Raw genomic sequence first — 21,293 nt, forward strand, 5'->3', positions numbered from 1 at the left:
GGATGAGGGCCCGTGTGAGCGGCTTCATCTTCCGCCGATCGATCGCGAAACGATGTGGACCCTCATCCGACCCCGCTTCGCGGGGCCACCTTCTCCCGCAAGCGGGAGAAGGGGCGTGCGCTGGAGAAAGATCGAGGAAATGACGGAGGAGCTGCCTGCCCCGAGCGTTCGCGTTCCGTGCATCGCACGGCGCAACGACGCCGCGTCGGACAGCTCCCGGACCATTCCCGAAGAGACGCCCGTCGCCTTCACCTATGGCGGCTCCACCCATGCGGTGATGATGGCGACACCTGCCGATCTCGAGGATTTCTCCCTGGGCTTCGCAATCACCGAAGGGCTGATCGACTCGGTCGAACAAGCGGGAGAGTTCGAGATCGTCTCGTCCGACGCCGGGATCGAGCTGCGCAGCTGGCTCGCCGGCGGGCGGCAAGAGGCCTATGCCGCGCGCAAGCGCTCGATGGCCGGGCCGACCGGCTGCGGACTCTGCGGCATAGAGAGCCTGGAGCAGGCGAGCCGGCCCTTGCCGGTCCTCGACAATGCGCTGCGGGTTCCGGCGATCGCGCTGATCGAGGCGATGGACCGCCTTCCCGGCGCGCAGCCGCTCAATCGCGAGACGCGCGCGGTCCATGCCGCCGCATTCTGGACGCCGGGCGACGACACGCTGATCGTGCGCGAGGACGTCGGCCGCCATAATGCGCTCGACAAGCTCGCCGGCGCGCTGGCGCGGCAGGGCGTTCCTGCTGCGCAGGGCGTCGTGCTGATGACGAGCCGCGTCTCCGTCGAGCTGGTGCAGAAGGCAGCGCGCATCGGCGCGCCCATCATCGCCGCGGTCTCCGCGCCCACGGCGCTCGCCGTGCGCACGGCGGAAAAATGCGGCTCGACGCTCGTCGCCGTCGTGCGCGGGCGCGACTTCGAAATCTTCACCCACCCCGAACGCATTCTGGAGCAGGTCTCGTCCCATGTCGCATAATTCGGCCGACAAGCTCGTCAAAATGGCCAATCAGATCGGCAAATTCTTCGCCGCGCAAAGGCATTCGGACGCGGTCGCCGGCACGGCCGAGCATTTGAAGAAATTCTGGGACCCACGCATGCGCGCCGGCATTATCGCCCATGTCGAGCATGGCGGAGAGGGCCTCGACAAAGTGCCGCTCGAAGCGGTTCTGAAGCTCGCAGAAAAATAGCGCTCGTCATTGCGAGCGACGACGGATTTCATCGGCTCCGCAATCTCTCCAGCACGTCTTTGGTCGCGAAGCCATCGGCGGGGCGCATGCCGACGCTCAGCTGAAAGGCGTGCACGGCGTTGCGGCTCGTGCGGCCGAGCTTGCCGTCGATCGTCCCATGATAGAAGCCGCGCGCGGCGAGCAGGCGCTGCATCTCCATGCAATCGGCGGTCGAGAGCGCGGCGATCTTCGGCCAGGGGACGATCGGCGATCGCCGCCCGGCGATGAGTTCGGCGAGCAGCGCCACGGACAGCGCATAGGCGTCCGACGTATTGTATTGGCGGATGACTTCGAAATTATCGGTGATGAGAAAGGCCGGTCCCGCCGCCCCCGCGGGCTGAAACAGGCTCGCCGCTCCACTGTCGGGCAAGACGCCTCCGTCGGCGCGCGAAAAGCCCAGAGCGCGCCATTGCGAGAGATCGCGATCGAGCGTCGCATAGTCGAACCCGCGCGGAACGACGACCTCCATGACCGGGGGAAGACCGGCGACCCAGCCCGACTTTTTCAGGAAATTGCCGATCGAGGCGAGGGAGTCGAGCCGATTCGTCCAAATATCCGCGGGACGTTCGCCGTCATAGCTCTGCGCATATTCGAGATAGGCGGAGGGAAGGAACTGCGGCTGTCCCATGGCGCCGGCCCAGGATCCCCGGAGGCGCTCGCGCGCGACATAGCCCTTTTGCAGCATCACCAGCGCCGCGACGAATTCATCGGCGAAGACCGTAGCCCTGTGGCCTCCATAGGCCAGCGTCGCGAGGACGCGCAGCGTGTCCGCTCCGCCGGTCGCGGAACCGAAATTGCTTTCCACTCCGAGAATGGCGAGGAGGGCCTCCGAAGCGACGCCGCTGCGCTCTTCGATCCGCGCCAAAGGCGCGGCGAGCTCCGAGGCGAGGCCGCGGCCGCGCGCGACGCGCGGCGGCGTAATTGCGCTTGAAAGATAAGACGGTATAGAGACAGTAAATTCCGCTTGAGCATGCGGACGCTTCAAGACACCCGGTTCAATAGTCAAGCTTTCGACCGCATTGTCAAAGATTTCGCGGGAGACGCCAGCATCGCGCGCCGCGGGCCACATCTGCTGCAGGAAAGCCGCGAGACCAGCGTCGTCCCGCGCGTTCGCGGCGCCGCAGAAAACGTTGAGAATGCAAATCAAAACAGTGAAGAACGAGAGAAGGGCGCCGATGATGGGGCCTGTTACGCCGCCCGCCTCCGCCGCAACGGCGACGGCGCCCGCCGGGCCCGCGGCGTCCGGCCATATTTTGGAATGTTTACACCTTTGGCCATTTCGTTTGACAGCCGGCGGCGTGGCGTTTTCTATTGACATTAATTCGACTTCCCTAAAGGAGCCGCACGCACGACCGAGGCGGAACCGAAAATGACGCATCAACCCATGATTACGAATTTTCGCGCCCCGATCCAGTTGGGTAAGCGGCCGACAAAGACCTCCTCGACGCGCGGCGACGAGGAGCTGAAGACGAAGCTCAGAAGCGCCGGCCTACGGCCGACGGTGCAGCGCATCGCGCTCTCCAAGCTGCTCTACGGCAATGGCGACCGCCATGTGAGCGCCGAAGCGCTGCACGCCGAAGCGCGCGAGGCCGGACTGCAGATGTCGCTGTCCACCGTCTACAACACGCTCAACCAGTTCGCCGACGCAGGGCTGTTGCGCGAGATCGCCGTGCAAGGCCCCCGCACCTATTTCCACACGCGCACCTCGCCGCATCACCATTTCATGGACGAGGCCAGCAAGAAAATGTTCGACGTCGCCGACGGCAGCGTCCAATTCGCCAGCCTGCCGGCGCCGCCCGAGGGCATGGAGATCGTCGGCTGCGACGTGATCATTCGCCTGCGGCCGAAGCGTAAGGTTTGATGGCAGTCCTCGACATTGGGCAGTAGGGCTTGGTCAGAGCTTCTACTGCCCATTGCCCTCACAGCAGCTTCTTCAGCTCGGCGCGCAGTCCATCGGCGATGTCCGGCCGCGCCAGTCCGAAGGCGATATTGGCGGCGAGAAAGCCGAGCTTCGATCCCGTGTCATAGGTTCGGCCGTCGAATCGCACGCCGTGGAAAGCTTGGCTCGCCTGCAGCGCCACCATGCCGTCGGTGAGCTGAATCTCTCCGCCCGCGCCTTTCTCTCCCTTCTCCAAGATGGCGAAGATTTCCGGCTGAAGAACATAGCGGCCGGAGATCATCAGATTGCTCGGCGCCGTTCCGCGCGGCGGCTTCTCCACCATTCCGGCGATCTCGAAACTGTCGCCATAATCCTTGCCGAGCGCGACGATCCCATATTGATGCGCCTCTTCCGGCGGGACCTCCTCGACCGCGATGATATTGCCGCCATGCGTCTCATAGGCGGCGACGGCCTGCGCCAGGCAGCGGCTCCGCTTCGGACCATTGGGCAAGGTCACCATATCGGGCAGCAGCACGGCGAAGGGCTCGTCGCCAACGATGTCGCGCGCGCACCAGACGGCGTGGCCGAGGCCGAGCGGCGCCTGCTGGCGCGTGAAGCTCGTCGCGCCGGCGGGCGGCAGATCGGCGGCGAGCGCTTCATATTCCTTTGTCTTGCCGCGCCGGCGCAGCGTATCCTCGAGCTCATAGGCGATGTCGAAATGATCCTCGATCACCGCCTTGTTGCGTCCGGTCACGAAGATGAAATGTTCGATGCCCGCCTCGCGCGCCTCGTCGACGACATGCTGCAGCACCGGCCGGTCGACCACGGTGAGCATTTCCTTCGGCACCGCCTTGGTGGCGGGGAGAAAACGCGTGCCGAGGCCGGCGACGGGAAAAACTGCCTTGCGAATGCGCTTGCTCATGTGTAATCCGTTGCATCGGTAGCGATTGCGGCGATGCGTCGCCGCCCGGCGCTCGCGGCGAGCGCGCACGCCCTATTTGCCCTTTATTTCGGTCCGGGGGAAGTCTCCAGCAGAGGCATGGCCGCATGACCATTCTCGTAACCGGCGGCGCGGGCTATATCGGCAGCCATATGACGCTCGAGCTTCGCGACGCCGGCGAGAAGGTCGTCGTGCTCGACGATCTCTCCACCGGCTTCCGCTCCGCCGTCCCCGCGGATACGCCGCTGATCGTCGGCGACTTCGGCGACGAAGCCCTGGTGCGCGATATTCTCGTCCATCACGAAATCGAATCGATCATCCATTTCGCCGCAAAGATCGTCGTGCCCGAATCCGTCGCCGATCCGCTCGGCTATTATCTCAACAATACGGCGAAAGCGCGCAGCCTTCTGGCGAACGCCATCCAGGCGGGCGTGAAGCGCTTCATCTTCTCCTCCACCGCCGCCGTCTATGGCGATCCGCAGGCGAACCCCGTCACCGAGGATGCGGCCCTCGTTCCTGTCTCGCCCTATGGCCGTTCGAAACTGATGGTCGAATGGATGCTGGAGGACACCGGCCGGGCGCATGGCCTCGGCTATGTCGCGCTCCGCTATTTCAACGTCGCCGGCGCCGATCCGCTCGGCCGCTCGGGACAGTCGACGCCCAACGCCACTCATCTCATCAAGGTCGCCGCGCAGGCGGCGCTGGGACTGCGCCCGAAGCTGCAGGTGTTCGGCACGGATTATCCGACGCCGGACGGGACCTGCGTGCGCGACTACATCCAGGTGAACGACCTCGCCCGCGCCCATCTCGACGCTCTGCGCCACTTGCGCTCGAAGGGCTCGAGCCTCGTCTGCAACTGCGGCTATGGTCACGGCTTCTCCGTGCTCGAAGTGATCGAGATGGTGAAGCGCGTCTCGGGCGTCGACTTCCCGGTCGAGCTCGCCGGAAGGCGCGCGGGCGATCCGGCGGCGATCGTCGCCGCCAATGAGAGGATCGAGGCCGCCTTCGGCTGGACGCCGCGCTATGACGATCTCGAGACGATCGTGCGCCAGGCGCTCGAATGGGAGCGCCGCCTCGCCGAACAGCCTCCGGCCTGAGCGCTATTTTGCGCGCCTCCACATGGAAGGCTCTGATCGATGGCGGATCGAGAGCGTTAGCGAGACGTGCGCAAGGCCGAGAATTCGCGGCGAAAAATGTCGAATGTTCGTCGTTCGACGGGCAGCGCCGAATGCGTTTGGCGTCCCGGCGCTTTTCGCCTATGTGCTTGCGGAGCGAGGTCACGCCTGAGGAGAAACGATGTTCCCGAAGCCCGTCGCCGAATTGTCGCCCAATACTTTCGCCTATGAGCAGACGCCGCTCGTCAAGCCCACGGGATTTCGCGAATATGACGCGCGCTGGCTGTTCGAGAAAGAGCTCAATCTGATGGGCGTGCAGGCGCTGGGTCTCGGGCTCGGCACGCTGATCCACGAAATGGGCGTCCCGCTCGAACTCGTCACCGGCCATGATTATCGCGCCTATTCCGCCTCCATCAAGCTCGCGCTCGTCTCCGGCCTGATGGCGGCGGGCGTGCGCGTGCACGACATCGGCCTCGCGCTGTCGCCCATGGCCTATTTCGCGCAATTCGCGCTCGACGTTCCCGCCGTCGCGATGGTCACCGCCTCGCACAACGACAACGGCTGGACCGGCGTGAAGATGGGCGCGCAGCGTCCCGTCACCTTCGGCCCCGTGGAGATGGGCCGGCTGAAGGAGATCGTGCTCGCCGGCGCCTTCCGCTTCGCCGAGGGCGGCTCCTATCGTTATGTCGAGAATTTCGGAGCGCGCTATCTCGACGATCTCGCGTCCGGCGTGACGCTCACCCGCAAGCTCAAGGTCGTCGCAGCCTGCGGCAACGGCACGGCCGGCGCCTTCGCGCCGAAGCTGCTCGAGCGGCTCGGCTGCGAGGTCGTGCCGCTCGACATCGAGCTCGACTATAATTTCCCGCATTACAATCCGAATCCGGAAGACCTGCATATGCTGCACGCCATGGCCGACAAGGTGCGCGAGAGCGGCGCCGACGTCGGTCTCGGCTTCGACGGCGACGGCGACCGCTGCGGCGTCGTCGACGACAGGGGCGACGAGATTTTCGCCGACAAGATCGGCGTGATGCTGGCGCGCGACCTCGCCAAGCTCTATCCGGGCTCGACCTTCGTCGTCGATGTGAAGTCGACCGGTCTCTTCGCGACCGATCCGGAACTCCTGTCGCGCGGCGTCAAGGCGGATTATTGGAAGACCGGTCATTCCTACATCAAGCGCCGCGTCACCGAGCTGAAGGCGCTCGCCGGCTTCGAAAAGTCGGGACATTTCTTCTTCAACGCGCCGATCGGCCGCGGCTATGACGACGGTCTTCTGACCGCCGTGCATGTGCTGCAGATGCTCGACCGCAATCCGACGAAGTCGATGGCCGATCTCTACGCCGATCTGCCCAAGACCTGGGGCTCGCCGACCATGTCGCCGCATTGCGCCGACGAGCGGAAATATCAGGTCGTCGAGGAGGTGACGGGGCGCTTCCAGAAGATGGCGGCCGATGGCGGATCTTTCACCGGTCAGAAGATCCGCGATCTCGTGACGGTGAATGGCGTGCGCGTGACGGTCGAGGACGGCACCTGGGGACTGGTGCGCGCCTCCTCCAACAAGCCGGAGCTGGTCGTCGTCGTCGAGAGCCCGGCGTCGGAAGCCCGGATGCGCGAGATGTTTCAGGCGGTGGACGCCGTGCTGCGCAAGAGCGAGGGCGTCGGCGCCTATAATCAGACGATCTGATCGGCGTCGAAAGCAAGCCTCAGGTTTCATTCGCCGATTCTCGACGCGCGTCCCTTCTCCCACTTGTGGGAGAAGGTGGCCCTTTTCTTCATCGGACCGGATGCCCGGATCACTCGCTCTCCGCCGCTCCGTCGCGGCGGAACGGCAGGCCGGCCTCGTAATCGGCGATCGCCTCGTCGATCGCGACCTTCTCGCGGGAGAGAAACTGGTCGACCGCCGTGCGCAGCCGCGCGTCGGCGAAATCATGCGCCGAGCGCGTCGCCACCGGCCGATAGCCGCGCGCGAGCTTGTGCTCGCCTTGCGCGCCGGCCTCCACGCGCGCGTAGCCGTGGCGGATTGCATATTCGATCGCCTGATAATAGCAGACCTCGAAATGCAGGAAGGGCCGCTCCTCCAGCGCGCCCCAGTTGCGGCCATAGATGGCGTCGTCGCCGAGGAAATTGATCGCGCCGGCGATATGCTCGCTCCCGCGCCGCGCCATCACCAGCAGGACCCGCTCGGCCATGGTCTCGCCGATGCGGTGGAAGAAGTCGCGGGTGAGATAGGGCCGGCCCCATTTGCGCGCGCCCGTGTCCATGTAGAAGGCGAAGAACCTGTCCCAATGCTCGGGCTTCAGGTCTCGCCCGGTGAGCAGATCGATCGACAGATCGTCGCCCAGCGCCTCGCGCCGCTCGCGCTTGATGGTCTTGCGCTTGCGCGAGGAGAGGGCGGCGAGGAAATCGTCGAAATCGCGATAATTCTCATTGAAGAAATGGAACTGCTCGCCGGCGCGTGGCGCGAAGCCCGCGGCCTCCAGCGCCCGGCTGTCCGCCTCGGTCCCGAAGGTGACGTGAATCGAGGAGGCTTCCGCCGCCTGACGCAGCGCGCGCAGGGCGGCGATCAAGGATTCGCCTGCGCCCTCCGGCGCGTCGCGCGCCACGAGCAGGCGCCGGCCCGTCGCCGGGGTGAAGGGAACCGCGACCTGAACCTTGGGATAATAACGCCCGCCGGCCGCCTCATAGGCCTGCGCCCAGCCGAAGTCGAAGACATATTCGCCCATGCTGTGCGTCTTGACATAAGAGGGCGCCGCGGCGACGAGCCGCCCCTCGGCGTCATCCAGCAGAGTGTAGAGCGGCGTCCAGCCGGTGCGCGCGCCGACCGATTTCGAGCGCTCGAGCGCCAGCAGAAAGGCGCTGGAGACGAAGGGATTATAGCGCTCGCCGTCGGCCTCGTGCGGCGCCAGGCCCGGCGGATTGGCGAGCGCGTCCCAGGCCGCGGCGTCGATCTGCTCGAGCGAGGGAATGAAGCGGGCTTTGAAGCGGGCGACGGACATCGGCGGCGGGGGTGAAAGGGGCGGTGCTCCATTGTATCTCAAGCGAAAGCCGTTCCAGAAGCGGAGCAGGCCGAGAATAGGCGGCACGAAGCTTGCTTGAAATTTAGGCGCCGTCCCCGGCCGGGCGGCGCGCACGACCAAAACGGACAAGAGGAACAGGATGCCGCTCTATTCCTATGAATGCGAGAATTGCCACGCGGAATTCGAGCTTCTGGTTCGCGCCTCGGACACGCCGGCGTGCCCCTCCTGCGGCAGCGAGAAGCTGAACCAGGCGGTCTCGAAAATCCAAAAGGAGATCAAATATCCGGCCATCGCCAAATCCTGGCGGCGCGCGGCCGCCGCGGCCGGCGATCTCAATAATTTCAGTCAGAAGGAAATCGCGGCGCCGAAGAAGAGCTGACGCTCAGCGCTCCTCTCCCTCGTCGCGCACGCCGAGCTCATAGACGCTCCACAGCGCCGCGGCGGCCAGCACGCAATCGAAGATCGTCACCTGCCAGCGCGGCATCGCGTCGGCGACATGCGGCTGGAGAAAATGCGCCGAGGCGGTGAGCAGGGCCGCGAGCGGCAACAGGGTGGCGAGGCCGGCGGGCGCCGGCCGGCCGAGCGCCCGGAAGCGCTTGGCGGAAAGATTGACGAAGCTCGCCGCGATCACCAGCACGGCCAAAGCATACAGGCAGAGATAGAAATAGGCGACCATCGTCTGCCAGACGAACAGCGGGCTCGTCGCGAGATCATGGAACGTATAAGGCAGCAGCGCCCACATGATCAGCGTCAGCGCGGCGAGCGCCGCGGCGAGGAGCGCGATCCCCTCGCGCCAGCTCGCGCGATCGATGCGGCCCGCCTCCGTGCGAAAGAGGAAGGACAGGCGCTCGCGGCCGGGCAGCGCCATCAGTCCCTCAACAGCTCGTTGATCGCGGTCTTGCCGCGCGTCTGCGCGTCCACGGTCTTCACGATGACGGCGCAATAGAGCGACGGCCCCGCCGAGCCGTCCGGCAGCGGCTTGCCCGGCAGGCCGCCCGAGACCACCACCGAATAGGGCGGCACATGGCCAATGTGAATCTGGCCGGTGGCGCGGTCGATCACCTTGGTCGAGGCGCCGATGAAGACGCCCATGGAGATCACCGAGCCCTTGCCCACGACGACGCCCTCGACGATCTCCGAGCGCGCGCCGATGAAGCAATCGTCCTCGATGATGGTGGGGCCGGCCTGCAGCGGCTCCAGCACGCCCCCGATGCCGACGCCGCCGGAGAGATGCACATTCTTGCCGATCTGCGCGCAGGAGCCGACCGTCGCCCAGGTGTCGACCATGGTCCCGGCGTCCACATAGGCGCCGAGATTGACGAAGGAGGGCATCAGGATCACGCCGGGGGCGACATAGGCCGAGTGGCGCACGACGGCGCCGGGCACGGAGCGGAAGCCCGCGGCCTTGTGCTCGGCCGCGCCCCAGCCGGCGAATTTGGACGGAACCTTGTCCCACCAGGTCGCGCCGCCGGGCCCGCCCTCGATGATGCTCATGTCGTTGAGGCGGAAGGAGAGCAGCACGGCTTTTTTCAGCCATTGATTGACCTTCCAGGAGCCGGGACCCGTCTCGCCTTCGATCTTCTCGGCGACGCGCAGCTTGCCCGCATCGAGGAGGCGCAGCGCGCTCTCGACCGCGTGGCGGATGTCGCCCTGCGTGGAGGCGTCGATATCGGCCCTGTTCTCGAAGGCGGCGGTGATGATGTTCTCGAGACCGGTGTGCGGCATGAAATCGTCGGGCTCCGGGGCGAAGGACTTGGCCGGCTATAGGCGGCAAGGCCGCGGCGCTGTCAATCGGCGAAATTGGACATGCTGAGGCGTCAGCTCCCCTCGCCCCATGCTGCGGAACCCGCGAAGCGGGCGTCTCGACGAGGGCGAATTCCAGAACGCGGATGAAGGTTGCTGCGTGCTTCGAGACGGCTCCTTCGGAGCCTCCCCTCGGCATGAGGGAGCCTTCGCCGGATCGCTCTCACGGACGCTCCTCACCGCGACGCTTCGGACCCTGCCTCCATGCCCGCCTCTCGCGCGCCGATGAATTGCGCGCGGGCAAGCTTCTCGAACAGCCCGCCCCTCGCCACCAACTCGTCGAAGCTTCCGCTCTCGACGATCTCGCCCTTTTCCAGCACCAGAATCCGGTCCGCGTGGCGTACCGTGGAGAGACGATGCGCGATGATGAAAGTGGTGCGGCCGCGGGTCGCAGCCTCCAGCGCCTTCTGCAGCAGCCGCTCGGTGGTCGCGTCCAGCGCGCTGGTCGCCTCGTCGAAAATCAGGATCGGCGGGTCCTTGAGCAAAGCGCGGGCGATCGACAGGCGCTGGCGCTCGCCGCCCGAGAGCGTGCGGCCGCGCTCGCCGATGCGCGTCGAAAGCCCGTCGCTCTGGCGCGCCACGAGATCGCGCGCCTGCGCCAGCTCCACCGCGCGCGCGATCTCCTCCTCGCTCGCGTCCGGCTTGCCGACGCGCAGATTCTCCTCGATCGAGCGGGCGAACAGCATCGGCTCCTGGAACACGACGCCGATGTTGCGGCGGAGCGAGGCCAGCGTCATGTCGCGAATGTCGACGCCGTCTATGGCGATGCGCCCCTCTTTCGGATCGAAGACGCGATGCAGGAGGCCGAGCGTCGTCGATTTGCCGGAGCCCGTGGCGCCGACGAGCGCGATCGTCTCGCCCGGCCGCGCATGGAAGGAGACGGACCGCAGCGCGAGGCGGGCCCCATCATAGGAGAAGCTCACATTCTCGAAAGCGACGGCGCCCTCGAGCCGGCCCATCTCGCGCACGCCCGGACGGTCGGCCACGTCGGGATGCGTGTCGAGGATCGAGAAGAACTCGCCGATCTTCGGCGCGAGCAGGAACAGCACGTTGAGAAAGCCGACGACCTGCTCGAGGCGGCCGATCAGCATGGTCGCGAAGCTCATGAAGGCGACGATCTCGCCGATCGAGGCGAGGCCCTGCAGATGCAGCCAGGAGCCGAGCAGGAAGATGACGAGCAGGGTGAGCGTCGCCGAGGCGCGGCTCGCCACCGCGGCGACCGCCCACCAGGAGAGCACCGGAATTTGCGCCGCCAGCAGCTCGTCGATGATGCGGCGCAGGGCGCGGGTCTCGCTGTCGATGCGGGTGAAGCTCTGCACCACGGCGACATTGCCGAGCGTGTCCGAGGCGTGCTCGGCGAGATCCGAATGATGCCGTTCGACGGCATTCTGCAGTTCCTGCGTGCGGCGCAGGACGAAAGCCGTGAGCAGGCCGAAGGCGGCGACGAGGACGATGAGCGGCAGAGCGAGCCGCCAATTGACGAAGAGCGTCGCCGGAAGCAGCACGAACAGAGCGACGAAGGAGGCGCAATTCTCGCGAAAGAAGGACAGCCACAGGCCGAACATGCCGCCGGCGCCCTCGAGCATGACCTTCAGCAGGCGCCCCGAATGCGCGCCGGAGTGAAAGCTCGAAGGAAGGTCGAGCACATGCTCGAAATAGCCGGCCATCGCCGCGAGGCGCCGGCGATGCGCGAGCCGGTCGGCATGAAGCGCGACCAGAACCGAGGCGGCGATGGAGAAGAGGCCGAAGCCGCCCCAGGCCGCGAGCAGAGGCAGAAGATCGCTCCAGGCGAGGCGCTGGCCGGCGACCTGCGCCTTGGTGAGCACGTCGATGACGCGGCCGAACAGCATCGGCTCGGCGAATTGCGCGATAGCGACGGCGAGATTGGCCGCGACGAGGCTCGCGGCGAGCCGCGCCTCGGGCTTCAGCTGCCGCAGCACGCGAAAATAGATGGCGAGAACGGACATGTTCGGATGAGATGGGGAGCACAGACAGCGCCGTCTACAGCGGGCGCGGCGGCCGCGCAAGGCGACCAGCCGAATCTCGGCGCGGGCCCTCATCCGACCCCGCTTCGCGGGGCCACCCTCTCCCACGAGTGGGAGAAGGGAACGCCCCCGCCTCCGCCGCTTGCCGGGCGAGGGCCATCTGATATGGATCATGAAACAGAGGCTTGCGACGGAGAGCCGGCATGTTTCACGATCCCGATTTCCTCCCCTTCACGCCGCGTGAGACGCCTTCCTTCCTCGCGGTCACGCGCAATTTCCTCGAAAACTATCCGCCCGAGGCCTATCGCTCGGAATACTGGACGTCCGAAGGATTTCTCGGCCTCGTGCCGCGCATGCATTATGTGGCGAGCCCGGCGCTGATCGAGGAACTGCTGGTCTCCCGCGCCGACGCCTTCCGCCGCGACGTCGTGACGAGCGAGGCTCTCGCCGGGCCGGTGGAGCGCGACAGCCTGTTCTTCTCGGAAGGCGCCGAGTGGAAATGGCAGAGGCGCGCGCTGTCGCCGGCCTTCCGCCACGAGAATCTACTCGCGCTCGTCCCCCATTTCTCCCATTGCGCTCAGGCGCAGGCGGACGAATGGCGCGGCCTCGGGCAGAGCGCGGCCGTCGACGTCATGCACGCCATGTCGAGCACCACCTTCGCCGTGATCGAGAAGGCGGTCTACGGCGCCTCGGAGGATTTCGACGGCGAGAGCTTCGTCGCGGCGCTGCGCCCCGTGCTCGGCGGCGTCGGCTGGCGCATGCTGGCGGCGATGTTCCGCCTGCCGCCGGATTTAACGCCCTACCCCGGGTTTTTCGCCGCGCGGCGCGCGACGCGCTTCCTGCGCGCGGAGACCGAGAAGCTGCTCGCCGCGCGCCGCGCCGCCGCGGAAGGAAGCCGCGACATTCTCGGCCTGATGCTCTCGGCCCGCGACCCGGAGAACGGCCGCGCCCTCGACGATTCCGAGCTGGTCGCCAATATTCACGGCTTTCTGCTCGCCGGCCACGAGACGGCGGCCGTGGCGTTGGCCTGGAGCCTGTGGCTGCTCGCCAAGGATCAGAATTCCCAGCAGCGCCTGCGCGAGGAAGTCCTGAGCGTCTGCGGCGACGCGGACGTCGGCCGCGACACGGTGGAGACGCTGGCCTTCGCGCGGCAGGTTCTGCAGGAGTCGATGCGGCTCTTCCCGCCGGCGGCGGCGATCGGCCGGCAGGCGCGCGAGGACACGACGCTCGGCCCGCATCGCGTGCGAAAGAACGAGCCGATCTATGTCATGACCTGGTGCCTGCACCGCAACGAGACGCTGTGGGAGGAGCCGCTGGGCTTCGATCCCGACCGCTTCACGCCGGAGACGGTAAAGACCCGGCCGCGCTACGCCTACCTGCCTTTCGGCGCGGGTCCGCGCATCTGCGTCGGCATGGGCTTCGCGATGCTGGAGATGACCACGATCCTCGCCACTCTCGTTCGCGCGTTCCGCTTCGAGACGGCGCCCGGCCATCGCCTCGAGCTCGCGCCGAGCTTCACCACACGGCCGAAAGGCGCGCTGCCGCTGCGCGTCACGCCGATCCGGGCGAGCGCCGGCGCCGCCGCTTCGCGTCAGCTCCCGGCATAGGCGGCTTCCAGCGCGGCGACGTCGATCTTCGCCATCTGCAGCATGGCGCGCATCGCGCGTTCGGCGCCGGCGCGATCGGCGCTTCCGATGAGCTCGGAGAGGCGCCGCGGCGTGATCTGCCAGGAGAGACCGTAACGGTCCTTCAACCAGCCGCAATGGCTGTATCGCCCGCCGGCGCCGAGCCTCTCCCAATAGAAATCGACCTCGGATTGATCCACGCAATCGACGGCGAGCGAGATCGCCTCGGTGAATGTGAAGATCGGGCCGCCGTTGAGCGCCATGAAGGGCTGGCCCGCGAGCTGGAAGGAGACGACCATCACCGAGCCCGGCGCGCCCGGTCCCGCCTCGCCGTAACGGGATATTCCGGCGATGCGCGAATCGGGAAACAGCGAGACATAAAATTCGGCCGCCTCCTCGGCCTCGCGGTCGAACCAGAGGCAGGGGCGGATCTTCGAAGCGGAGATCATCGAGGCGCCTCCTCTCTGGCGGTCTCGACCAGCGTCTTCAGATCGGCGAGGCCCTTCTCGAAGGCGCCGCCGATCATCTTGTCCGAATTCACCACGAGGCCGAACAGCTTGCCGACGAAGGTCTGGCGGCCGGTCATCTCCCAGGTGACGAGCGAGCCGCCGTCCTGCGGCAGAATGGTGAATTCGACCTGGTTGCGGCACGTCATCGGACGGTCCATGCGCAGAGACAGCGCCACTCTCGTCGGCGCGACCGATTCGACGATCTCGATGCGTCCGACGCCCGCGCGCGAGCCGCCGTCGAAGTCATCGGCCGCGCCGACGCCGCGCTCGGGGCCGCTGTAGACATTCGTCACGCCCGGCTGGTTCGCGAAGGGATTCCATTCGTTCATCGCGCGCAGATCGTCGACGAGCGGAAAGACGCGCTCCGGCGGCGCGGCGATGAAGATCGACCGCGCGGTGTGGCAGATGTCGGGCCGGCGCGCGGCCAGGAGGAGAATTGCGGCGATGACGACGGCGACGCCGGCGCCGATGATTTCCAACATGTCGAACCTCGCGAATACACGCGGCGGCGCTCCTCGCCAAAGGAGCGCCGCGCGCCGTCACTGCGGCACGACCACCATCCAATGAACGCCGAAGCGATCGGTGAGCATGCCGAAAGCAGGTGAGAAGAACGTCTTGGCGAGTTTCATCTGCGTCTCGCCGCCCTCGGCGAGCGCGGCGAAGATTCGCTCGGCGTCCTCGGGAGTCTTGGCGCTGTAGGAGAGCGAGAAGCCCTTGAAGCCGGTCGGCTCGCCGTCGCCGTCCGAGCCGAAGACGACGGAATCGCCGATCTCGAGGCGCATGTGCATGACCTTGTCGGTCCAGCCGGGCGGCAGCATCTCGGCGGGCGGCGGCACGGGGCCGTCCTTGTAGCGCATCAGCATGGCGGTCTTGGCGCCGAGCGCTTTCTCGTAGAAGGCGGCGGCTTCCTCGGCGCGGCCATCGAAGACCAGATAGGGTTGAACGGTCATGACATTCTCTTCGCGTCGTTCGAGCGTCGCCGGAAGCGCGACGCCTCGTCTCGGAGGAGAGATCATGTCCCCGCGCCGGCCTTCGTCAACCGCCGATCGCGGCTCACTGCGGGACGATGACCATCCACAGCACGCCGAAGCGATCGGCGACCATGCCGAAGCGCGGCGAGAAGAAGGTCCTGCCGAGCGGCATGCGGATTTCGCCGCCCTCGGCGAGCGCGGCGAAGATTCGGTCCGCCTCCGCCTCGTCCTTCGCCGCCGCGGAGAGCGCGAAATTGGCGAAACCCGCGGCGTCGGCGCCGCAGCCGTCCGAGCAATGCACGACGCCGTCGCCGATCTTCAGCGTCGCATGCAGGATCTTCTCCTCGAAGCCGGGCGGGACGACGCCCTCCGGCGCCGGCTCTGGACTGTCCTTGTGACGCAGCAGCATCTGCACTTGTGCTCCGAGGGTGTCGCCATAAAAGGCGATCGCCTCCTCGGCGCGGCCGGCGAAGAAGAGATAAGGTTGGATATTCATGCGTCTTCTCCCTTTGCGCCGGGCTCGCTCGCGAGATAGAGGTCGAGCTGCTCGAATGTTCCCGCCCAACCGTTCTTCATGGCGTCGAGCGCGCCGGCGAAGGTCGCGATCTCTTCCGCGCTCGCCTCGAAAGGCCGCGCGCGCAAGGTCAATTCGGCGCCCCCGTCTCTTTCCGCGAATAGATAGGTCGTCGCGACCTTCAGCGGCCAGGTTTCGCTGAGCGGATGGCGAGTGAGGCGGCGCGTCTCGTCGGAGAAGGAGGCGATCAGAACGATGCGCGTCGGCGCGTCGATCTCGCGATAATCGAACAAGCCCCACATGGCGCCGCCGTCCGGCGTGCGCAGCCCGTAGTGATAGGAGCCGCCGGGACGAAAATCCATTTCGGATGCGATCACGGGAACGCCTTTCGGCCCGAACCATTGCGCCATGCGCTCGGGCTCTGTGAGCGCTTTCCACAAGGCGTCGCGCGACGCGTCGAAACGGCGCGAGACGATGAAGACGGGGCCGGCCGTCTCTTCGACGAAATCGCCGAGGCGTCCGAGATTTTCCGTAAGGCCGGTCGCGACGCCATAGTCGCGCTCGGCGCGATCGCGCGCGTCGAACGTCGGAAAGCGCATGCGCCAGTCGATGCGGGTCTTGCCCCCCTCCTCCGAGAAAGAGATCATCGTCTCCTTCCTCGCAGGGTCGGCGTCGCCGTCGCCCGGATGGACATAGGAGATGCGCTCGGGCCGCACGATCTCCTGAAAGACGATTTTGTTATCATAGTCACGGCCGTCGGGTCCGTGCATGACGAAGCGCCAGACGCCCCCGGGCGCGAATTCGAAGGATTGCGTCGTGAGCGAAAATCCTTTGGGTCCGAACCAGCGCGCGAGACGGTCCGCTGCGGCGAAAGCGTCGAAGACCAGCTCGCGCGGCGCATCGAAGAAGCGCGTCCCGCAGATTTCAGGCGCATCCGCAGGAACGGTGATGCGAATGTCGCCGGACATGGCTGCTCCTCGATGATTGGCGGCGTCGAGCTCGCGCGCGAGCGCGGCGAGAGAATCGAAGGCGCCGGTCCAGCCGTGCTGATGCGAGGCGGCGGATTCCGCCGTGGCGAGTCCGCTCTGCACGAAGATCATCTCGGTCTTGCCGTCCTGCTCCGAGAGCTCGATCTCGAGCGTCGTCAGCGCGGCGGGCTCCAGATGATTTCGCTCCCATCGATGCGTCATCACGAGGCGCGCGGGCGGCGCGATCTCGACATATTCGCCGTGATGAATGAACTCCTCGCCGTCCGGCGAGCGCATGCCGCCGCGCCATTTGCCGCCGATGCGAAGATCGCTCTCGACGAACAGGACTTCGAATGTCGCCGGGCAGAGCCATCGCATCAGACGCCGCGGCTCGGTCCAGCACTCGAAGACGAGCGCGCGCGGAGCGTCGAAGCTGCGCAGCAGAATGAGCCGATGAGGCGCGTCGGCCTCGCCGGTCTCGCGCGCGAGGCCTTCGAGAACGCCGGCCCAGCCGGCGCGGAAGGCGAAGGATTTCGGCGCCCATTCCGGCGCGATGATTTGCGTCAGAGTGAGGACGCTCCCGTCGCCGTCCGGGGCGATGTCGATCGCAACGCGCGAGAACGGGCCCTCGCGGCTCCCGCCGAAGGTGAAGGCCAGGCGGCGAGGGCGATCGATCTCGAGATACTCCCCGAAATGCGTCGCGAGCGTATCGCCGCGCATCTCGTGGATCGCGAAGCCGCCGCCGACGCGCGCGTCGATCTCGACATGCGCCGACCGGCCGCCCGGAGTCGCGAAGAGCCAGGCGCCGACCGCCTTCGGGTCGAGCCAGGCGTCGAACACGATCCGAGGGGGCGCGGCGAAACGGCGCGTGACGACGAGAGGCTCGAGAGCCGCATCAGTTCTTCGGCGCATCGGGATCGCCCTTCTGCAATTCGGCGAGATAGGCGTCGAGCCGGTCGAAGCTCTCCTCCCAGAAACGCCGATAGGTCTCGAGCCAGTCGGAGACTTCGCGCAGGCGCGCCGCGTCGAGCTTGCACGGCCGCGACTGCGCGGCGCGGCCGCGCTTGATGAGCCCGGCCTGCTCCAGCACCTTCAGATGTTTCGAGACGGCCGGCTGGCTGATCGAAAAAGGGGCGGCCAGTTCGCCGACCGTGGCCTCGCCCCGCGCGAGCCGGGCCAGAATGGCTCGGCGCGTGGGGTCGGCGAGGGCGGCGAAAGTGGCGCTGAGCGGGTCGGGCACGGATAGCCTGTAAGATATGTAACTATCTAGATATATAAATGATACGGAATGAGCGTGTCAACCGTATCGCGGCAGCGATGCGAAGTCCGGGAAAACCGCCGCCATCGCGAGCGTAGCGAAGCGATGACGCAGAGGCTCGCGCGTTCAAAGGCGTCGGTTGCGTCTCTGGACAAATGGCGGCATGTAGGAAATCGTTTTTCCACACGGCCCGAGCGGGCCTCTTCGAAAGAGCGAGAGAGAATGAGCGCTGCGACCGAGACCTCCTCCACGAATTGGCTGCCCGACGCAAAGGCGGCTTTCGCCTCGGTGGAGGCGCTCTATGCGCAAGCGCTCGACGCCGTGCGCGCGCGCGTCGCCAAGGACGGCAAGCTCTCGAACGAGCTGATCGAGGTCGAGCAGCACGCCGCCCATGGCCTCTCCTGGTTCGCGACCTATGTGCAGGGCCTGCGCGAATTGCTCTCCTACGCCGATCGTCTTTCCGCCGAAGGCGCCTATGGCGAAGTGGAGAATCTCCTCACCCGCATCGCCTTCTCCGAATATCTCGCGCAAGTGTTCGGCGGCATTCCGATGAGCCAGGGCGAGTTCGTCCGCCTCTCGGATTTCGAGCTCTCGCCCGAGCAGGTCGCGGCGCGCCGCACGCCCGAGGTCGACCGGCTGATCGCGACCGGCTCGACTGCGAAGAACCGCGCGCGTCTCGCCGAGCTCATCGACCATCACGAAGCGGCCGAGACGATCGGCGCGACCGGCCTCGACGAGACGCTCGAAGCGATCCGCAGCGAGATGCGCAAATTCGCCGCCGACAATGTCACGCCGCATGCGCATGAATGGCATTTGAAGAACGCCTATATTCCGCTCGAGGTCATCGCCGGCCTCGCCGAGCTCGGCGTCTTCGGCCTCACCATTCCGGAGGAATACGGCGGCTCCGGCATGGGCAAGATCGCCATGTGCGTGGTGTCCGAGGAATTGTCGCGCGCCTATATCGGCGTCGGCTCGCTCGGCACGCGTTCGGAGATCGCCGGCGAATTGATCCTCGTCGGCGGCACTAAGGAGCAGAAGCAGAAATATCTGCCGAAGATCGCCTCCGGCGAAATTCTGCCGACCGCCGTCTTCACCGAGCCGAACAATGGCTCGGACCTCGCCAATCTGCGCACGCGCGCGACGCGTGAGGGCGATGTCTACAAGGTCGTCGGCGCCAAGACCTGGATCACCCATCCGGTGCGCGCCGACGTGATGACGCTGCTCGTGCGCACCAATCCGAACGAGAAGGGCTATAAGGGCCTCTCGATGCTGCTCGCCGAAAAGCCGCGGGGCACGGATGAGAATCCTTTCCCGGCGAAGGGCATGACCGGCGGCGAGATCGAGGTGCTCGGCTATCGCGGCATGAAGGAGTTCGAGATCGGCTTCGACAATTTCGAAGTGCCGGCCGAAAACCTCCTCGGCGGCAAAGAGGGCAATGGCTTCAAGCAGCTGATGGAGACTTTCGAATCCGCGCGCATCCAGACCGCGGCGCGCGCGCTCGGAGTCGCGCAGGCGGCGCTGGACTTGGGACTCCGCTATGCGAAAGAGCGCATCCAGTTCGGCAAACCGCTGTTCTCCTTCCCGCGCGTTTCCGACAAGATCGTCACCATGGCGATCGAGATCCATGTGGCGCGACAGATCACCTATTTCGCCGCCCGCGAGAAGGACGAGGGCAAGCGCTGCGATCTCGAGGCCGGCATGGCGAAGCTCCTCGGCGCGCGCGTCGCCTGGGCGGCGGCGGACAATGCGCTGCAGATTCACGGCGGCAACGGCTTCGCGCTGGAATATCCGGTCTCCCGCGTGCTCTGCGACGCGCGCATCCTCAACATCTTCGAGGGCGCGGCGGAAATTCAGGCGCAGGTCATCGCGCGGCGCCTGCTGGAGGGTTGATGTCGCGGCTGATCGGTTCACGAGCGGCGGCCACGACGAGCCCTCGCCCTGAGGAGCCGGCGAAGCCGGCGTCTCGAAAGGTCATCTCCATTCCGGGCCTGCTCGCCGGCCGCGGCATAGGCGCGCGGTCGAACGCCGAATGGCTCGAGCGCGGCAATCCACCACGCTTGCCGTCGCGCTCGACTCCCCCCAGATTCACCCTGTAGGGCCGTTCAACGAAAGACGAACAAAATGACCAATATTGCGGTTCACAACGGAGCTTGGGTTCTCGTCGGCGACGGCCGGAGAGCCCTGTTTCTGCAAAATCACGGCGATCCGGATCTGCTCGATCTGCGTGTCATCGAGGCGCGCGTCGACGAAAATCCGCCGACCCGCGAGCAGGGAAGCGACGCGCCGGGCCGCGCCTATGGCACGGCGGGAGCGCCGCGCAGCGCTGTCGAGAATTCCGACTGGCACGAGCTCGAAAAGGAGCATTTCGCCAAAGAGATCGCCGAGCGGATCAATACCGCCGCCGAATCCGGCGAATTGAGCGAGATCGTCATCATCGCCCCGCCGCGCGTGCTCGGCGAATTGCGCCAGGAGCTGTCGCAGAAGGCCAAGGGCAAAGTGAGGGGCGAGCTGGACAAGGATCTGACCCGCCATCCGCTGCCGGAAATCGAGAAGGCGCTGGCGCGGGAGTTCCGGGCGGAATAGCGAAAGCGAGTGGCGAGTGGCGAGCAGAGCGCCACTCACCGTCTCACGGCTCGCTTTTCAATAGGGTCCGATCGGAAAATATTTCAGATACAGCTCCGAATAAACGCCCTTCTGGGCGATGCGCGCCAGCGCATAGTCGAGCGCGCGGCGCAGCGCGACATTGCTCTTCTTCACGGCGATGCCGACGCCGTCGCCGAAGAAGCGGGGATCGGAATACGGCCCGTCCTTGAACTGGCAGCAATCGCCCGCCTCCTGGCCGTTGAGCCAGAAGGAGAGCGTGATGGCGTCGCCGAACATCGCATGGACGCGTCCCTCCTTCAGCGCCGCGCGCGCCTGCTGCGCGGTGGCGAAAGCCGCGAGCCTGGCTTTGGGAAAGAAGGTCTTCAGAAACGCCTCATGGGCGCTGCCCTCGGCGACGGCGACGGTGCGATCCGCGAGCGCGGCCGGAGTCGCGGCGGGGAGCAGCGAATCCTTGCGGATCACGAAGCGGCCGGGCGTCGTGTAATAGGGCGCGGTGAAATCGACCGTCTTACGCGCCTCGTCGCTGATCGCCATGGAGGCGACGGCGGCGTCGCCGGCGCCCTCCTCCAGCGCGGCGACGATGAGATCGAAGCGGCGGCGCTGAATCGTGCAGGCGACCTCGAGCTCTTCGCAGATGGCGCGCGCAAGATCGACGTTGAAGCCGGCGACCGTTCCATCGGGAAGCGCGAAATCGAACGGCGGATAATCATCCTCAGTGAGGAAGCGGATCTGCTTGACCATGGAGAGATCCGGCTTCTCCAGCTTGCGCGCGGGATCCCAGAAAGAGGGCGCGGGCGCAGGTTCGGCCGCGCGGGCGGCCGCAGCGAGGAGGGCGGCCGCTAGGACGGCGCCGAGGCGCAGGCTCCGCCTTGCCAAAGGCGCCGGCCT

Annotated in this window: 22 protein-coding genes; 9 read left to right on the top strand and 13 right to left on the bottom strand. The window is 66.3% G+C overall.

Annotation, left to right across the window (positions count from 1 at the left end; translation table 11 throughout):
• Positions 1-139 precede the first annotated feature (139 nt).
• On the top strand, positions 140-970 hold the full coding sequence (gene fdhD / locus AC6IW9_RS02315; RefSeq protein WP_497768657.1) for a formate dehydrogenase accessory sulfurtransferase FdhD: 831 nt from the start codon (positions 140-142) through the stop codon (positions 968-970).
• Positions 960-1,181: a formate dehydrogenase subunit delta gene (locus tag AC6IW9_RS02320; RefSeq protein ID WP_497768660.1), complete on the top strand. Its 222-nt coding sequence runs from the start codon at positions 960-962 to the stop codon at positions 1,179-1,181. The genes fdhD and AC6IW9_RS02320 overlap by 11 nt, the downstream gene beginning before the upstream one ends.
• Before the next feature lie 28 nt (positions 1,182-1,209).
• Here the strand turns inward: AC6IW9_RS02320 and AC6IW9_RS02325 are convergent, their stop codons facing one another.
• Positions 1,210-2,598 carry a lytic murein transglycosylase gene (locus tag AC6IW9_RS02325; RefSeq protein ID WP_497772388.1) on the bottom strand — a complete coding sequence of 463 codons (1,389 nt, stop codon included), beginning with the start codon at positions 2,596-2,598 and terminating at the stop codon, positions 1,210-1,212.
• Between AC6IW9_RS02325 and irrA the strand changes: the two genes are divergently transcribed.
• Positions 2,590-3,081 (top strand): iron response transcriptional regulator IrrA, encoded by a 492-nt coding sequence (irrA, locus tag AC6IW9_RS02330; RefSeq protein ID WP_497768663.1) that lies wholly within the window; start codon positions 2,590-2,592, stop codon positions 3,079-3,081. The two genes, AC6IW9_RS02325 and irrA, sit on opposite strands and share 9 nt — an antisense overlap.
• Before the next feature lie 58 nt (positions 3,082-3,139).
• On the opposite strand, the gene AC6IW9_RS02335 is transcribed toward irrA, so the two are convergent.
• Complete coding sequence (locus tag AC6IW9_RS02335; protein ID WP_497768666.1) at positions 3,140-4,021, bottom strand: UTP--glucose-1-phosphate uridylyltransferase; 882 nt, start codon at positions 4,019-4,021, stop codon at positions 3,140-3,142.
• A gap of 125 nt (positions 4,022-4,146) precedes the next feature.
• On the opposite strand from AC6IW9_RS02335, the gene galE reads away from it, so the two are divergent.
• Positions 4,147-5,136: a UDP-glucose 4-epimerase GalE gene (gene galE / locus AC6IW9_RS02340; RefSeq protein ID WP_497768668.1), complete on the top strand. Its 990-nt coding sequence runs from the start codon at positions 4,147-4,149 to the stop codon at positions 5,134-5,136.
• Positions 5,137-5,335: 199 nt separating this feature from the next.
• Positions 5,336-6,835 carry a phosphomannomutase/phosphoglucomutase gene (locus tag AC6IW9_RS02345; RefSeq protein ID WP_497768671.1) on the top strand — a complete coding sequence of 500 codons (1,500 nt, stop codon included), beginning with the start codon at positions 5,336-5,338 and terminating at the stop codon, positions 6,833-6,835.
• Positions 6,836-6,944: 109 nt separating this feature from the next.
• Here the strand turns inward: AC6IW9_RS02345 and AC6IW9_RS02350 are convergent, their stop codons facing one another.
• Positions 6,945-8,147: a GNAT family N-acetyltransferase gene (locus AC6IW9_RS02350; protein WP_497772391.1), complete on the bottom strand. Its 1,203-nt coding sequence runs from the start codon at positions 8,145-8,147 to the stop codon at positions 6,945-6,947.
• A gap of 160 nt (positions 8,148-8,307) precedes the next feature.
• Between AC6IW9_RS02350 and AC6IW9_RS02355 the strand changes: the two genes are divergently transcribed.
• On the top strand, positions 8,308-8,547 hold the full coding sequence (locus tag AC6IW9_RS02355) for an FmdB family zinc ribbon protein (protein ID WP_497768674.1): 240 nt from the start codon (positions 8,308-8,310) through the stop codon (positions 8,545-8,547).
• A gap of 3 nt (positions 8,548-8,550) precedes the next feature.
• Here the strand turns inward: AC6IW9_RS02355 and AC6IW9_RS02360 are convergent, their stop codons facing one another.
• From AC6IW9_RS02360 to AC6IW9_RS02370, 3 genes are all read right to left on the bottom strand, one after another.
• The gene (locus AC6IW9_RS02360; RefSeq protein WP_497768677.1) at positions 8,551-9,036 is read right to left on the bottom strand and encodes a hypothetical protein; all 486 of its coding nucleotides are present in this window, start codon (positions 9,034-9,036) and stop codon (positions 8,551-8,553) included.
• Positions 9,036-9,893, bottom strand: coding sequence for a 2,3,4,5-tetrahydropyridine-2,6-dicarboxylate N-succinyltransferase (gene dapD / locus AC6IW9_RS02365; protein ID WP_497768680.1), 858 nt, complete (start codon positions 9,891-9,893; stop codon positions 9,036-9,038). The genes AC6IW9_RS02360 and dapD overlap by 1 nt, the downstream gene beginning before the upstream one ends.
• 254 nt (positions 9,894-10,147) lie before the next feature.
• Entirely contained in the window at positions 10,148-11,938 is a 1,791-nt protein-coding gene (locus AC6IW9_RS02370; protein ID WP_497768683.1) for a glucan ABC transporter ATP-binding protein/ permease, read from the bottom strand.
• Between the two features lie 221 nt (positions 11,939-12,159).
• Here AC6IW9_RS02370 and AC6IW9_RS02375 point away from each other — a divergent pair, with 221 nt between their 5' ends.
• Positions 12,160-13,563, top strand: coding sequence for a cytochrome P450 (locus tag AC6IW9_RS02375; RefSeq protein ID WP_497768685.1), 1,404 nt, complete (start codon positions 12,160-12,162; stop codon positions 13,561-13,563).
• Here the strand turns inward: AC6IW9_RS02375 and AC6IW9_RS02380 are convergent.
• The 6 genes from AC6IW9_RS02380 to AC6IW9_RS02405 all read right to left on the bottom strand — a co-directional run bounded on the left by AC6IW9_RS02380 (position 13,548) and on the right by AC6IW9_RS02405 (position 17,783).
• Positions 13,548-14,030, bottom strand: a complete 483-nt coding sequence (locus AC6IW9_RS02380; RefSeq protein ID WP_497768688.1) for a VOC family protein — start codon at positions 14,028-14,030, stop codon at positions 13,548-13,550. The genes AC6IW9_RS02375 and AC6IW9_RS02380 overlap by 16 nt on opposite strands.
• On the bottom strand, positions 14,027-14,572 hold the full coding sequence (locus AC6IW9_RS02385; RefSeq protein ID WP_497768690.1) for an SRPBCC family protein: 546 nt from the start codon (positions 14,570-14,572) through the stop codon (positions 14,027-14,029). The genes AC6IW9_RS02380 and AC6IW9_RS02385 overlap by 4 nt, the downstream gene beginning before the upstream one ends.
• Positions 14,573-14,629: 57 nt before the next feature.
• Entirely contained in the window at positions 14,630-15,040 is a 411-nt protein-coding gene (locus AC6IW9_RS02390) for a VOC family protein (protein WP_497768692.1), read from the bottom strand.
• A gap of 103 nt (positions 15,041-15,143) precedes the next feature.
• A complete protein-coding gene (locus tag AC6IW9_RS02395) occupies positions 15,144-15,557 on the bottom strand; it encodes a VOC family protein (protein WP_497768695.1) in 414 nt (137 codons plus the stop codon).
• Complete coding sequence (locus AC6IW9_RS02400) at positions 15,554-17,455, bottom strand: SRPBCC domain-containing protein (RefSeq protein ID WP_497768698.1); 1,902 nt, start codon at positions 17,453-17,455, stop codon at positions 15,554-15,556. Before AC6IW9_RS02400 ends, AC6IW9_RS02395 begins: the two co-directional genes overlap by 4 nt.
• A complete protein-coding gene (locus AC6IW9_RS02405) occupies positions 17,439-17,783 on the bottom strand; it encodes an ArsR/SmtB family transcription factor (RefSeq protein WP_497768708.1) in 345 nt (114 codons plus the stop codon). Before AC6IW9_RS02405 ends, AC6IW9_RS02400 begins: the two co-directional genes overlap by 17 nt.
• Positions 17,784-18,023: 240 nt before the next feature.
• Here AC6IW9_RS02405 and AC6IW9_RS02410 point away from each other — a divergent pair, with 240 nt between their 5' ends.
• Positions 18,024-19,691, top strand: coding sequence for an acyl-CoA dehydrogenase family protein (locus AC6IW9_RS02410; RefSeq protein ID WP_497768711.1), 1,668 nt, complete (start codon positions 18,024-18,026; stop codon positions 19,689-19,691).
• Between the two features lie 231 nt (positions 19,692-19,922).
• Positions 19,923-20,384, top strand: coding sequence for a baeRF12 domain-containing protein (locus AC6IW9_RS02415; protein ID WP_497768713.1), 462 nt, complete (start codon positions 19,923-19,925; stop codon positions 20,382-20,384).
• A gap of 57 nt (positions 20,385-20,441) precedes the next feature.
• Here the strand turns inward: AC6IW9_RS02415 and AC6IW9_RS02420 are convergent, their stop codons facing one another.
• Positions 20,442-21,281: a transporter substrate-binding domain-containing protein gene (locus tag AC6IW9_RS02420; protein WP_497768715.1), complete on the bottom strand. Its 840-nt coding sequence runs from the start codon at positions 21,279-21,281 to the stop codon at positions 20,442-20,444.
• Positions 21,282-21,293 lie beyond the last annotated feature (12 nt).

The sequence above is a fragment of the Methylosinus sp. shoA genome (genome assembly GCF_059718125.1).